Annotated in this window: 13 protein-coding genes; 5 read left to right on the top strand and 8 right to left on the bottom strand. The window is 71.7% G+C overall.

Annotated elements, in window-relative coordinates; translation table 11 throughout:
* The first annotated feature begins 13 nt into the window (after window positions 1-13).
* The 3 genes from ABT130_RS14755 (at window position 14) to ABT130_RS14745 (ending at window position 1,539) form a co-directional block, all read left to right on the top strand.
* Window positions 14-238, top strand: coding sequence for a hypothetical protein (locus ABT130_RS14755; protein WP_030908087.1), 225 nt, complete (start codon window positions 14-16; stop codon window positions 236-238).
* Window positions 239-350: 112 nt separating this feature from the next.
* Window positions 351-1,202: a helix-turn-helix domain-containing protein gene (locus ABT130_RS14750; protein WP_350955829.1), complete on the top strand. Its 852-nt coding sequence runs from the start codon at window positions 351-353 to the stop codon at window positions 1,200-1,202.
* Between the two features lie 67 nt (window positions 1,203-1,269).
* The gene (locus tag ABT130_RS14745) at window positions 1,270-1,539 is read left to right on the top strand and encodes a hypothetical protein (protein WP_343976512.1); all 270 of its coding nucleotides are present in this window, start codon (window positions 1,270-1,272) and stop codon (window positions 1,537-1,539) included.
* Between the two features lie 37 nt (window positions 1,540-1,576).
* Here the strand turns inward: ABT130_RS14745 and ABT130_RS14740 are convergent, their stop codons facing one another.
* The 8 genes from ABT130_RS14740 to ABT130_RS14705 all read right to left on the bottom strand — a co-directional run bounded on the left by ABT130_RS14740 (window position 1,577) and on the right by ABT130_RS14705 (window position 11,439).
* Window positions 1,577-2,230, bottom strand: a complete 654-nt coding sequence (locus ABT130_RS14740) for a TetR/AcrR family transcriptional regulator (RefSeq protein ID WP_350928713.1) — start codon at window positions 2,228-2,230, stop codon at window positions 1,577-1,579.
* 143 nt (window positions 2,231-2,373) lie between these two features.
* Window positions 2,374-4,428: a mannosyltransferase YkcB-related protein gene (locus ABT130_RS14735; RefSeq protein ID WP_350955827.1), complete on the bottom strand. Its 2,055-nt coding sequence runs from the start codon at window positions 4,426-4,428 to the stop codon at window positions 2,374-2,376.
* On the bottom strand, window positions 4,425-5,621 hold the full coding sequence (locus tag ABT130_RS14730) for a bifunctional glycosyltransferase family 2/GtrA family protein (protein WP_350955825.1): 1,197 nt from the start codon (window positions 5,619-5,621) through the stop codon (window positions 4,425-4,427). The genes ABT130_RS14735 and ABT130_RS14730 overlap by 4 nt, the downstream gene beginning before the upstream one ends.
* A gap of 498 nt (window positions 5,622-6,119) precedes the next feature.
* Window positions 6,120-6,482: a YybH family protein gene (locus tag ABT130_RS14725; protein ID WP_350955823.1), complete on the bottom strand. Its 363-nt coding sequence runs from the start codon at window positions 6,480-6,482 to the stop codon at window positions 6,120-6,122.
* A gap of 327 nt (window positions 6,483-6,809) precedes the next feature.
* Window positions 6,810-8,207, bottom strand: coding sequence for a HAMP domain-containing sensor histidine kinase (locus tag ABT130_RS14720; RefSeq protein ID WP_350955821.1), 1,398 nt, complete (start codon window positions 8,205-8,207; stop codon window positions 6,810-6,812).
* Window positions 8,204-8,911 carry a response regulator transcription factor gene (locus ABT130_RS14715; RefSeq protein WP_350955819.1) on the bottom strand — a complete coding sequence of 236 codons (708 nt, stop codon included), beginning with the start codon at window positions 8,909-8,911 and terminating at the stop codon, window positions 8,204-8,206. Before ABT130_RS14715 ends, ABT130_RS14720 begins: the two co-directional genes overlap by 4 nt.
* A 73-nt stretch (window positions 8,912-8,984) precedes the next feature.
* Window positions 8,985-10,499 carry a phytoene desaturase family protein gene (locus ABT130_RS14710; RefSeq protein WP_350955817.1) on the bottom strand — a complete coding sequence of 505 codons (1,515 nt, stop codon included), beginning with the start codon at window positions 10,497-10,499 and terminating at the stop codon, window positions 8,985-8,987.
* A complete protein-coding gene (locus ABT130_RS14705) occupies window positions 10,480-11,439 on the bottom strand; it encodes a LysR family transcriptional regulator (protein ID WP_350928701.1) in 960 nt (319 codons plus the stop codon). The genes ABT130_RS14710 and ABT130_RS14705 overlap by 20 nt, the downstream gene beginning before the upstream one ends.
* A gap of 70 nt (window positions 11,440-11,509) precedes the next feature.
* Here ABT130_RS14705 and ABT130_RS14700 point away from each other — a divergent pair, with 70 nt between their 5' ends.
* Together ABT130_RS14700 and ABT130_RS14695 are read left to right on the top strand one after the other, a co-directional pair.
* The gene (locus tag ABT130_RS14700) at window positions 11,510-12,589 is read left to right on the top strand and encodes a YeiH family protein (RefSeq protein WP_350955815.1); all 1,080 of its coding nucleotides are present in this window, start codon (window positions 11,510-11,512) and stop codon (window positions 12,587-12,589) included.
* A 123-nt stretch (window positions 12,590-12,712) separates the two neighbouring features.
* The gene (locus tag ABT130_RS14695; RefSeq protein WP_350928697.1) at window positions 12,713-13,651 is read left to right on the top strand and encodes a pseudouridine-5'-phosphate glycosidase; all 939 of its coding nucleotides are present in this window, start codon (window positions 12,713-12,715) and stop codon (window positions 13,649-13,651) included.
* The last annotated feature ends 5 nt before the right edge of the window (window positions 13,652-13,656 follow it).

Raw genomic sequence — 13,656 nt, 5'->3', positions numbered from 1 at the left:
GAAGGATTCAGTCATGCGCCTCCGGTTCCTTGGTTCAACCTCCGAAGCGGGCGCCTGCCCCTCCCTCTACGAGACCGATCGCGGGACCGTCGTGGTGCAGGGCCTTCGGGTGACCGACGCGGAGGCGCTGGCCGACCTGCGCCACGTCCTGGAGGGTGAAACCGCCGTCGAGGTGCCCCGCGAGTTGCTCGTGGACATCGCACGCCGGGTACTTTCTGTAAATATTGGTCACGATTAGGAGTGCTCTCTGGCTTGATCCACATGCTCGGGTCTAGCCTCGTGCGCACCACGCGGGGGATGACGTGAACCCGCGGGAGGAACAGGCGGGCGAGAGCGGCCGGGGAGATCGTGTGAGCGGGTTCCAACAGGCCAGAACCGAACTCGGCGCGCGGTTGCGGCACCTGCGGGAGACCGCTCATCTGTCGGGCAAGGAACTGGCCGAACGGCTGAGGTGGCAGGCCTCCAAGGTCTCCCGGATCGAGAACGCCCGCCAGGCCGTCACCGAGGACGACATCGTCCAGTGGGCGCAGGCCACAGACGCCTCCCCCGAGGTGGTCGAGGAGCTGGTGGAGCGGGCACTGGGCCTCCTGGATCGCCAGGACTCCTGGCGGCAGCGGCACCGCAGCGGGCTGGCCGCCCTCCAGGAGGACGTCCGCGACATGGAGGCGCGGACCACGCTGCTGCGGGTGTTCGAGCCCGGCGTGGTCATCGGCCTGCTGCAGACCACCGAGTACGCCCGGAGCATCTTCACTCGGATCAAGCGCCTCTACCTGTCCCCCGACGAGATCGACGCGGCCATCCGGGTCCGTATGCGGCGCCAGGACATCCTCTACGACCAGAGCAGGCGGTTCAGGTTCGTCCTGCCGGAGGCGGTGCTGCGCTACCGGCTGGCCCCGCTGGACGTGATGCGCGGGCAGCTCGACCGGTTACTGGCGGTGACCGCGCTGCCGAACGTGGAGTTCGGTGTGATCCCCTTCGAGGCGCCCCTGCCCTCGGCACCGCTCAACGGTTTCTGGATGTACGACGACGACCATGTCGCGGTGCCGACCAGGACGAGGGACCTGCTTCTCCGCGACCCGGACGACGTCGCCTTCTACGCGCGGACCTTCGAGGAACTCTGCGAGGTCGCGGCCTTCGGGGAGGACGCCAGATCGGTGATCGTCCGAGTACTCAACGATTTCTCCGGGCAGCCGAGGGAGTAAACACCGCAATTGCTTGATTAGCATCCCAAGATCGTGCAATTCTCTGTCGAGACGGAGGTGACGCACGATGCTGGACACGCTGTCTTGTCTGGAGAGGTTCGTTGCTGCGATACGACTGCACGCCGACCTTTCCGTACAGCGGATCTCGTTCGGTGATCCCGCGTACGTGTACGTCCGCAACCGTTTCAGCAGCACCCTGGCCGAGACCGTGACCTGCTCCCAGGACGGCCGTTTCATCACCTCGTGGGGTTACCGGCTCGGCACCAGCGAGAACATCGACGGTGCCGCGGCGCGGCTGGCCTTCCTCCTCGCGGCCCTGCCCACCCCCCAGGTCTGACCCGGCGGCCACGGGGTCTCCCCCGCCCGGCCCGCCGCTACGAAGCCTCGGCCGGCTCGTCGGGAAAGTCCGAGAGGTGCAGGCCGACCTCCCTGGCGGCGGCGACCCTGGCGTGATGGAGCATCCGGCTCCGCGACATGTTGCCGGTGTGCAGGGTGTACCGGACCACGAGGCCGTCGAGCATGCCGTCGATCCGCTCGGCCGAGCCCAGGGGGTCGTCGCAGGTGAACTCACCCGAGGCCACGCCGGCGGAGATCACCTGGCTGAGGATCTCGATCCAGGCGCCCTCAAGCTCCAGCAGGATGGTGCGGACGTGCTCCTCGCGCACTCCCACGGCCCAGGCGTCGACCCAGAGGATCCAGCTCTGGTCGGAGCGGGAGGCCGGGATGTAGAAGCGCAGGACACGGTCGAGGAGTTGGACGGCGGTGCCGGGGCCCGCGACGATCTCCTTCAGCCGCTGGATCTCCGAGTCGCTGGTGCTGCGGAGCATCTCGGTGATGAGATCGTCCTTGGTGGCGAAGTGGTAGTGGATCAGGCCACCGCTCACGTTCGTCGCCTTGGCGATGTCGGCGACACGGGTACTGGCCAGCCCGCGCTCGAGCACGACCCGCCTGGCGGCTTCAAGGAGCTCCGCTCGGCGCTGGTCGGCCTGGTCGGCGCGGCTGCTGCGCGCCCCTCCTCCGCTGTGCACGGCGCAAGACTACAGCAGCGCGGGCACACCGCCTCCATACTACTGATTGGTCAATCAGTCAATGACTTCGCCCCTGTCGTACGGGCGAGGAGAGCGGGAGCGGCACGGCTCCGGCCGCCCGGCAGACAGGCCGGCCCGCCGGCTCAGCCGCAGCGGTACAGGGACTGGTCGGTGGAGCCGCCGTACTCCGACGCCTTGACCGCCGTGCAGTTGGCCCGCACCCACTCGGTCACCTGGGACCCGCCCCCGTCGGGCCCGCCCCGGCCGCCTCCGGTCATCACGTACCTGAGCCGCCCCGAGGAGACGAGCCCGCTGAGCCGGTCCACGGTCATGGCGGGGTCGCTCCCGGTGAAGCCGCCCATCGCGATGACGGGCAGCCCTGTCGACAGGATGGCCGAGGAGGCGCCCTGCGCGCTGCTCACCGCCACCAGCCAGGTCGCGCCGTCCCGGTTCCTCCTCAGGTATTCGATCATCTGCCGGTCCATGGCACCGCCGGGGCCGCCACCACGCATGCCGCCTCCGGCCGGGAGGCCGTAGCGCGTCCGCGGAACGGCGTCACCGGTCACCCCCTGCTGCGAGTTCTGTCCCGGTACGCCACCGGGAGGTCCGCCGTCACCCTCGGCGCCCCCTCCTCTCGCGCCTCCGGGGAAGCCGCCCCGCATGCCGCCGAAGCCGCCGCTCCCCGCGGGACCCGCGGTGGGGTTGGTGCCGTTGACGGCCGAGCCGAGCGGGGTCAGCGCGTAGGCGGCGGGACCGGCGAGGCCGGCGGCCAGCCCGGCCGTCAGCGCAACGGCGGCGATCCGCAGCCGGAGCCGCGGCCCCAGGCGGGCCAGGAACAGCCCGGCGACCGCCGTCACCGTGATCGCGGCGACCGCCCAGGCCAGCCAGGGCACGAAGTCCGTACTGCGGTGCAGCACGGTGAACGCCCACGCCCCGGTGACCGCGATCCCCGCGGGCAGCACCCACGACCACGCCCTGGAGTGCCGGTAGGCCCTCCAGCCGAGCACCCCGCCGAGACCGGTCAGAGCGGCGACGGCCGGGGCCATCGCGGTGGAGTAGTACGGGTGGAAGGTGCCGCTGGAGAAGCTGAACACGACGTAGTGGACCACGAGCCAGCCGCCCCACAGCAGCAGGGCGATCCTGGCGTCGCGGAGCGGGCCGCGGGCGGTCAGGGCCAGGCCGGCGACCAGGGCGATCACGGCGAAGGGCAGCAGCCAGGAGATCTGCCCGGCCATGATGTCGTTGAACAGGCGCCCGGCGCCCGCCTCACCGCCGAACCCCATGCCACCCCCGGCCCGGCCCCCGCCGTTGCCGAAGATCCGTCCGAGGCCGTTGTAGCCGATGACGAGGTCCCGGACGGAGTTGTCGGTGCTGCCGCCGATGTAGGGGCGGCTCGACGCGGGCCACAGGTCCACGATCACCATCCACCAGGCGCTGGAGACCACCAGCGCGGCGCCCGCGGCGAGCAGGTGCCCGAGACGGCGGAGCGGCGCCCCCGGAGCCATGGCCAGGTAGAGCGGGGCGAAGGCCGGGAGCACCAGGTAGGCCTGGAGCATCTTGGTGTTGAACGCCAGGCCGACGAGCACCGCCGAGACGACGAGCGCACGCATCCGGCCGGTGCGTACCGCCTCCTGGCAGAACCAGGCCGCGAGCACCAGCAGCAGGACGAGGAGGGTGTCGGGGTTGTTGTCCCGGTTGATGGCCACGGTGATCGGGGTCAGCGTCATCACCAGGGCCGCGACCAGTGCGGCGACGTGGCCGTACCCGCCGGGCATGGCTCTTCGCACCGCCGAGTGGAGCACGGCGACGGCGGCGACCCCGGCGACGGCCTGGGGCAGGAGCATGCTCCAGGTGCCGAACCCGAAGATCCTCGCGGACAGCCCCATCACCCAGAGCGCGAGCGGTGGTTTGTCCACGGTGATGAACGACCCCGCGTCCAGGGCTCCGAAGAAGAACGCCTTCCAGCTCTGGGTGCCCGACAGGATCGCGGCGGAGTAGTACTCGTTGGCGTGACCGTTGCGCCCCAGCGCCCAGACGTACAGGACGGTGGCCAGCGCGAGCATCCCCCACAGGCCGGGCCGCGCCCAGCGGGGGTCGCCCTGGGCGCCGAGGAACACCCGCCGCACCCCGCCCTGCCCGGCGGTGTGCCGCCCGCCCGAAGTCGGCAGCACCGCGTCCGGCGAGGTGTGGGTGGTCATCGGCTGTTCTCCTTGGCGCGGCGGGGGTTGAAGACCCAGGTGCGGAGCATCAGGAAACGTACGAGGGTGGCGACGGCGTTGGCCGTCACGAGCGCGGCGACCTCCGCGGCGGTGGACGCCGCGGGTGCCACGAGGTTGAGCAGGGCCAGGCCGCCGGTGCTCAGCGACAGGCCGACGAGGAAGGCCAGGCCGCCTTCGAGCTGGTGACGGAGGGCTCCGATGCGGCCGGTGACGCCGAAGGTGAAGCGCCGGTTGGCCGCGGTGTTGAGGACCGCGGTGACGAGCAGGGCCACCCCGTTGGCCACGACGGCGGGCATCACCAGGCGCAGGGTAACGAACAGGGCCAGGTGCGCCAGGGTGCAGACCACGCCGATGACGGCGAAGCTCGGCAGCTGGCGGGCCATGCCCCCGGGCAGCCGCGCCGCCCGCACCCGCGGCGGGACCGGGATCCTGGCCGCCCCCGACAACGTCTTCCGCGCCACCCTCGCCATCCCCCTGAGGTCGTCCCTGACGGTTCTGACGATGTCGACGCGGCTGTCGGGGTCGTCCACCCAGTCGACGGGCACCTCGTGGATGCGCAGACCGTGCCGCTCGGCCAGGAGCAGCAGCTCGGTGTCGAAGAACCACTCCTCGTCCTCGACCGCGGGGAGCAGCGCCTGCGCGATCTCGGTGCGCACCGCCTTGAAACCGCACTGCGCGTCGGAGAACCGTGCCCCCATCGCCGAGCGGAGCAGCAGGTTGTACGTCCGCGAGATGAACTCCCGTTTCGGCCCGCGGACGACGTTGGCCCCCCGAGACAGCCGAGTGCCGATGGCCAGGTCGCTGTGGCCGGAAAGCAGCGGGGCCACCAGCGGCAGGAAGGCGTCCAGGTCCGTGGAGAGGTCCACGTCCATGTAGCCGACCACGTCGGCGTCACTGGCCGACCATGCCCTGCGCAGTGCCCGGCCCCGGCCCTTGGCGTCGAGGTGCAGGACGCGCACGCCGGACAGCTCGCGGCTGAGGTCGGTGGCGATCTGCCAGGTGGCGTCGGTGCTGGCGTTGTCGGCGATCGTGATGCGAAAGCCGTAGGGAAAGGTTCCCGTGAGGTAGGCGTGCAGGCGGCGGACACTCTCGTCGAGCACCCGCTGCTCGTTGTGGACGGGGACCACGATCTCGACCGTTCGGGTGCGCGCCGGCGCTGTCGCCTGCTTCACGCTGCTCTCCCGGGGTGAGGGCTCGGTTCTCTCATGGCCCCAGAGTCATCAGGTGACCTTGGGCGATCCTGAGGCGACCGTTAACACCGGGTGAGAAAACGAAGGAGCCCCGGCGCGCGCAGCCGGGGCCTGGGACCGTCCGCGAGTGCGCCCCCGTCCTTCGCACCGGCCGATCAGGCCACCGGCAGCGAGTTGGGCGGGCCCGGCTGCGTATAGGCCGGTGAGACACGAAAAGCCCCCGGCCGCGGGCGCATTCGAGGGATCGTCGCAACACAGTGATCGCTTACTGGCAGCGGTCAGCATGGCGCGAGCCGACTGGGTTTCCGTGTTCCCCGCGTTGGGGGAAGACGGAAACCCAGTCGGAGACCAGAGGATCGGCCAACGTGGGTGACATGAAACCGACCGAGATCACCCTCGGCATAGTGCTGGACGAGGAGATATACGAAGCGGGGGCTGCTGAGGTCGTCGTCCACGCCGCCGGCGACGAATGGCTCTGACCTAATCTAGAAGACCAGGCTGATCGATCACCCACAACCACGTGCCGTCATCCTGACGGCGAGCCACCTCGACGGTGATACCGCCGTCGGGCAAGCACACCGAGGTAAGCGCCAGGTCGCCATTACGCAGCGTGGGCTGCTGCCGCCCAGGGGCAAAGGTGGGTCCATCGGCGACCAGACGCTCATATGCCTGACGGATCTCTTCGGCCCCCTGGGCGACCTGACCGTCCGGCAACGCCAGCACTGCGTCCGGTTCGTACAGCGCCACCAGCCCTTCGACATCGCCCGCGTTGAGCCGCTCGACGATGTACCGGCTGAGATCCTCGGGTTGGACGGCGCGCTTCCGGACATCATCAATGGTCATTGCCTGTAACTCCCATCAGATCACAGCAAACCGCCTCGGACAGCAAGCGATCATGCCAGGTAGGTACGACAAACCATCCCTACCGGCGACAGCCACTGATCAACGTCCGAAACAGGGCCCCTCGGTCAGACGCAGGTCGCCAGGAGCTCCGCGAGGCGTTCAGCCGGGGTGTCCCAGTCGAGCGTCTTTGCCGTCGGCGTTGGTGACCTGGGCGCCACGCAGGTAGCGCTCCTCGTCGGTGGGCGTGGCGTCGCCCATGCCGTCGTCCGCCCCCCGCCCCTGGCCGCCCGCCCCCGGGCCGCCGGGGCCACCACCTGATGAGAGACCTCACGGCGCCGCGGGGAGGTGGGCGCGGGCCGGAGAGCCGGGCAGGCGGACGCGCGCGAGGATGCCGCCCCCCTCGGCGTTCTCCAGTTCCACCACTCCCCCGGCGTCGCGCACCGCCTTGGCCACGATGGCCAGCCCCAGCCCCGACCCGGGCATGCTGCGGGCCGAGGACGACCGCCAGAACCTGTCGAACACGTACGGCAACTCCCCCTGGGGGATGCCGGGGCCGTGGTCCCTGACCGTCAGCTCGCCGCCCCGGAGCCTCACCCGCACCGGGCCCTCCCGCCCGTGCGAGAACTTCACCGCGTTGTCCAGCAGGTTCACCACGGCCCGCTCCAGGGCGGCCTGATCACCTCGCAGGTACCAGGGGAGCAGCTCCACCTCGATCGGGGTGTCGGGGGCGCGCAGCCGCGCCCGGCGCACGGCCTCCTCGACGACCTCGTGGAAGGCGACCTCGACGTACGGCTCATGCTCGTCCTCGGCGCGCGAGAGCTGGAGCAGGTCGCCGACGAGCGTGGACATCTCCTCGAACTGGGCCTTGAGGTTGGTCAGCAGCCTGTGCTTGGGGGCGGGGTCGAGCGGACGCCCGGTGTTCTCGCTGCGCAGCAGCAGGTCGATGTTGGCGCGCAGGCTGGTGAGCGGGGTGCGCAGCTCGTGCCCCGCGTCGGCGATCAGCCGCCGCTGGCGCTCGCGGGACCCGGCCAGCGCGGTGGTCATCGCGTTGAAGGAGACGCCGAGCCTGGCGATCTCGTCGGTGCCCTCGACGGGGATCCTGGTGTCGAGGTCCTCGGTCCTGGCGACGTACTCGACGGCCTCGGTCAGCCGGCCGACCGGGCGCAACGCGGTGCGGGAGACCAGCAGCCCCGCCGAGGCCGCGCCGAACACGCCGAGCGCGGTGACCCCGGCGAGGATCCAGGCCAGGGCCGCGAGGGTGGTCTGAACCTCCTCCAGCGACCGGGACTCCATGATCGCGATGCCGGGCCCGACGTTCCTCGTCATCACCCGGACCTCCTCGCCGTCGTCGGTCACCCCGTCCCTGATCCTTCTCGTGCCGGGCGGGGCCTGGGTCAGGGCCAGGTCGGCGGGGGTGACCTTGACGGGTGCGGTGCCTATGACACACCTGCCGCCACCGGCGTAGATCAACTGGACCGACGGGATGCGGAACGGCGGCCTGCGCTCGATGCTCTCCCTCGGCCCCGCCGGGCCCCCCGCGCAGTACGACTCGATCCACTCGATGCCCTGCGGCCCCTTCGGCACCTCCAGGGAGCGCTCCACCTGCCGCAGCAGCTCGGCTCTGACGACGAACCAGCACAGCACCGCGCAGACCGCGATCGCCAGCGCCACGGCCGCCGCCACCAGCAGGGTCAGCCGCGAGCGCAGCGAGCGGCGACCGTTCACGCGGAGTTCCGCAGCACGTAGCCGACCCCCCGGACCGTGTGGATCAGCCGGGGACGCCCACCGGTCTCGGTCTTGCGGCGCAGGTACATGACGTAGACGTCGAGGGAGTTGGAGGAGGGCTCGAAGTCGAAGCCCCACACCTCACTGAGGATCTGCTCGCGGGTGAGCACCTGGCGGGGATGGATCATGAGCAGCTCCAGCAGCAGGTACTCGGTACGGGTCAGCTCCAGCCGCTCGCCCGCCCTGGTGACCTCCCGGCTGGCGGTGTCCATCCGCAGGTCGCCGAAGACCAGGCCCGCGTCGTCCTCGGCCGCGGGCGCGCTCAGCGCGCCGCGCCGCAGCAGCGCCCTGACGCGTGCCAGCAGCTCGTCCAGCTCGAACGGCTTGACCAGGTAGTCGTCGGCCCCCGCGTCCAGGCCGGAGACCCGGTCGCCCACGGCGTCGCGGGCGGTGAGCATGAGCACCGGCAGGTGGTTGCCCGCCGCCCTGAGCCTGCGGCAGGCGGTCAGCCCGTCCAGCCGGGGCATCATCACATCCAGCAGGACCAGCTCGTACGGCTCCCGCTTCAGCGTCTCCAGCGCCTCCTGGCCGTCCGAGGCCACGCCGACCCGGTAGCCCTCGAACTCCAGGCTGCTCTGCAGCGCCTCCCTGAGCGCGGGCTCGTCGTCCACGACCAGCACCCGCGCCGCCTCACCGTCACCCATGGCCCTCACGTTAGACGCTCATCATGAGAACCCGATGAACGCCTCGGGCCACCTTCGCCCAGGCCGGACGGGCTCAGGTGAGCAGCGCCATGGCGGCGTTGTGGCCGGGGATGCCGCTGACGCCACCGCCGCGCCTGGCACCCGCGCCGCAGAGCAGGACGCGCTCGAGGTCGGTCTCCACGCCCCAGCGTCCCGGCTCCCCGTACGGCCAGGACAGGTCGCGGTGGAAGATGTGGCCGCCCGGCAGTCCCGCCTCGGTCTCCAGGTCGACCGGGGTCTTGGCCTCCAGGCAGAGGCCGCCGTCCGGGGCGCGCAGCAGGCAGTCCTCAAGGGGTTCCGCGAGCACCCGGTTCATCGAGGCGAGCGTGGCGCGCAGCGCGGCCTCGCGCGCCCCGGCCGGGTCGTCGCGGAACAGCCTGGCCGGCATGTGCAGGCCGAACAGCGTCATCGTGTGGGCTCCGGCCTCCCGCAACCCCTGGCCGAGGATGGAGGGGTCGGTCAGCGAGTGACAGTAGACCTCGGCCGGGGGCAGCGTGGGGATCCGCCCGGCCGACGCCTCCGCGAACGCGCGGGCGAGCTGGTCGCGGCCCTCGTTGATGTGGAACGTGCCGCTGAACGCGGCCTCGGGGTCCACTGCGGGGTCCTTCAGCCGGGGCAGCCGCGACAGCACCATGTTGACCTTGAGCTGGGCGCCCTCGGGGGCGGGCTCGGCACCGCCGAGGAGCCGGGCGAGCACCGCGGGCGGCACGTTGGCCAGCACCCGCTCGCCCACCACCGTGTGCTCCCCGCCCGCGTCGCGGAAGACGACCTCGCCCGAGGCGTCGACCGCGAGGACCTCGGCGCCGGTCAGGATCTCCGCCCCCGCGGCGCGGGCGGCGTCGGCGAGCGCGCCGGAGACCGCGCCCATGCCGCCGACGGGGACGTTCCAGTCGCCGGTCCCGTCGCCGATCACGTGGTAGAGCAGGCACCGGTTGGCCAGCAGGCCCGGGTCCGAGGGGTCGGCGAAGGTGCCGATGAGGGCGTCGGTGAGGATCACCCCGCGTACGGTGTCGTCGGCGAACCGCTCGTCCACCACCTCACCGATCGGCCGCTCGAACAGGTCGCGCCACGCCTCGTCGCCGACGAGGCGCCGCATCGCCGCACGGTCGACGAGAGGCTCCAGCAGTGTCGGCGCGACCCTGCCGGCCATGTCGGCGGTCATCCCGTAGAAGCGCCGCCACGCGTCCAGCTCACCGGTGCCCCCGGTGACCCGGGCGAAGGAGGCGGCGGTCCGCGCGGCGTCGCCGTTGTCGACCAGCAGCCCGCTCTCCCCCACCGGCGTGTACGAGGCGTAACGGCGCCGGCGCAGCGTGACGTTGAGCCCCAGGTCGGCCACGACCTTGGCGGGCAGCAGGCTGACCAGGTACGAGTAGCGCGAGAGCCGCGCGTCGACGCCGGGGAACGCCCGCGCCGACACGGCGAGACCACCGACGTGGTCGAGGCGCTCCAGGACGAGGACGCGCCGGCCCGCGCGGGCGAGGTAGGCGGCGGCGACCAGGCCGTTGTGGCCGCCTCCGACGATCACTGCTTCATAGCGAGAGTGGAGCACGAGACTTCCCTGTGGGTTGAGCGGACGGTGGAGCCGGGGGCTCCGGCCGCCCGGCGGCGGAGAGGGTGATTCTCAGCAGGGTGGCGGCGGGGCCGCTGGGGGTGCGGCCGCGGCGCCAGACCGCCCGCAGGCGGCGCGCGAGGTCGATGTCCTTGGTGGGCACCTCGATCAGGCGGCCGGTGGCCAGCTCGGCCTCCACGGCGTAGCCACTGAGCACGGCGGGGGCCGCACCCTCGCGGGCGGCCCCCTTGACCGCCGCGTTGGAACCGAGCTCCAGCTTCGGGGAGGCGACGGCGTAGCCGGTCAGCGCGACGTCCAGCGTCTCGCGGGTGCCCGACCCCCGCTCCCGCACGACCAGCGGGGTGGCGGCCAGCTCGGCGGCGCGCAGCGGGGTACGGCGGCGCGCCCACGGATGGCCCGGCGCGACCACCACCACGAGCCGGTCCGTGGCCACCACCCGTGACACCAGCCCCGACGGCACCGAGGGCCCCTCCACGAAGCCGAGCTCGATCTCACCGCCGATCAGCTTCGCCACCTCCGCCGAGTTCTGCACGTCCAGGCCGACCTGTACCTGGGGCTCACGGTTCTGGAGCTCTCCCAGCCAGCGCGGCAGCAGATACTCGGCCACGGTCATGCTGGCGGCGATGTGCAGGTGGGCGGCCCGGCCGTGCCGTACCGCCTCCACCCCCCTCATGAGCTCCTCGGCCGCCGCCAGCACCTGCGCGGCCCAGGCCGAGACCATCGCGCCCTGCGGGGTGAGGACGGAGCCGCGCGGGGTGCGTTCCAGCAGTTCCAGCCCGAGACGTCGTTCCAGCAGCGAGATGCGCTTGCTCACCGACGGCTGCGCGACGCCCGCCGCCCTGGCTGCCTGGCCGAGGCTGCCCAGGCGTTCCACATCGACGAGCAGGCGCAGGGATTCGATGTCGGGCAGCTCACTCATAGCCCCAGGCTATGACCTACCAGCAAGACGACGGGTACCGGCCCCGCCGGGCCACGCCGACACTCGGACAATGCCCTCCTCCCCGCCCGCCCGTTCACCGGGACCTACCCGGCACTCCCCCTCGGCGCCCGCTGCGACGGGGCGGGCACCGGCGACGGCATCGGGGCTCGGGACGCTCGTGCCCGGCCTCGGGGCGGTGGCCGTCGCGGTGCTGCTGGCCACGGCCATCGCCCGGATCGTTCCCGAGGTGAGCGCCGCCGTGATCGCGGTGGCGCTCGGGGTCGCGCTCACCAATCTCGGTGGCCTGCACCGTTCGCTGGCCCCCGGGCTGAGGTTCGTCTCCCGCCGGGTGCTCCGCCTGGCGATCGTGCTGCTCGGGCTGCAGATCGCGCTGCCGGAACTGCTGGCGCTCGGCTGGCCGGTGCTGGCGGTGGTCGCGGCGGGGACCGGTGTCACGTTCGCGGCGACGCGGTGGATCGGAGGCCGGGTCGGGGTGAGCCCGCGCAGGTCCCTGCTGATCGCGACCGGCGTGTCCGTCTGCGGGGCGGCGGCCGTGGCCGCCATGCACGAGGTCGCGGGAAGCGACGACGACGACGTGGCGGCCGCGGTCGGCGTGGTCGTCCTGTACGGCAGCGCCTCGATCGTCACGCTGCCACTACTCGCGGGATCGCTGGGCCTGACACCGCATCAGCTGGGCATCTGGGCCGGCGCCTCGGTTCACGAGGTCGCACAGGTCGCGGCCATCGGCGCGGCGGCCGGAGCGGGGGTCCTGGTGAGCGCGGTGGCCGTCAAGCTGGCCCGGGTGGTGCTGCTGGCCCCGATCGTCGGCCTCACCTCCGCCGCCCTGCGCCGTACCTCGACGGAACCCCCCGGGGCCGGGCGGGCGGCGGGCCGGCCACCGGTGCTGCCGCTGTTCGTCGCCGGGTTCGTCGTGGCCGTGGCGGCGCGGAGCCTGGGCGCGGTACCGCCCGAGGTCATCCGGGCCGTCCCCGGGCTGACGGCGACACTGCTCGCCGCGGCGCTCTTCGCCCTGGGCACCGGTGTCGATCTCCGAAAGCTCGTGCGGGGCGGGCGGTCACTGCTCCTGGGCGGGATCTCCACGGCCATCATCGGCGGGATCTCACTGATCGGAGTCCTACTCATTAGCTGATCTTTAAGTGGACGTCTCCCGGCAACCGCCGTAACGTGCTCTTTTTGGGGAAGACGGTGTCGTTTACACCGTTCCAAAAGCAAGCAATGATTACGACCTCGGACAAGGAGACAGAACCAGCTCATGCGTACCACCCGACAGTCCCTCACCGGTATGCCGAGCCCCTCGAGTGAGGTGGCCGAGGCGCTGGAGCAGGGCGCCCCGATCGTGGCCCTGGAATCCACGATCATCTCGCACGGCCTGCCCCAGCCCCGCAACCTCGAGGTCGCGCTGGAGCTGGAGCAGCTCGTCCGCGAGGCCGGGGCGGTGCCGGCGACGATCGCGGTACTGGACGGTGTGGCGCGCATCGGTCTCGACAAGAGCCAGCTGGAGCGCATCGCCGGCGAGCCCGGGCTTCGCAAGCTGGGCTTCCGCGATCTGCCCGCCGCCGCCGCACTCGGGGCGAGCGGGGCGACCACGGTCTCCGCCACCTCGTTCCTGGCCGCCAGGGCGGGCATCCGGATCTTCGCCACCGGCGGTCTCGGCGGTGTGCACCGCGGATGGACCGACAGCCAGGACGAGTCGGCCGACCTCGACATGCTGAGCCGGACCCGCATCACCGTGGTCTGCGCGGGCGTGAAGTCGATCCTGGACGTCGGGGCCACCCTGCAGCGGCTGGAGACCCGTAGCGTCACGGTCGCGGGGTTCCGTACCGACGAGTTCCCCGGCTTCTACCTGCACACCTCTGGCGAGCCGATCGACTGGCGGATCGAGACCCCGGCCGAGGCCGCGGACATCATGCGGGCCCAGGACGCGCTGGGCGGACCGGAGAGCGCGCTGATCGTCGCCAACCCGGTGCCGCTGTCGGAGCAGCTCGACCCCGAACTGCACGACCGGGTACTCGCCGAGGCTCTCGCGGCGGCCGAAGAGCAGAAGGTCACCGGCCAGGCCATCACCCCGTTCCTCCTGGGTTACCTGGTACGCGGCACCGCCGGCGCCTCACTCGAGGCGAACCTGGCCGCGGTGCGGGGCAACGTCCGCCTCGCCGGGCAGATCGCGGCCTCCTGGAGCCGGGGAAACTGAGGAAA

This window comes from Streptosporangium sp. NPDC001681 (assembly GCF_040298085.1).
Lineage (GTDB): Bacteria > Actinomycetota > Actinomycetes > Streptosporangiales > Streptosporangiaceae > Streptosporangium.
Note: the sequence above shows the minus strand (reverse complement) of the source record. Positions and strands in the feature narration are given on the sequence as shown.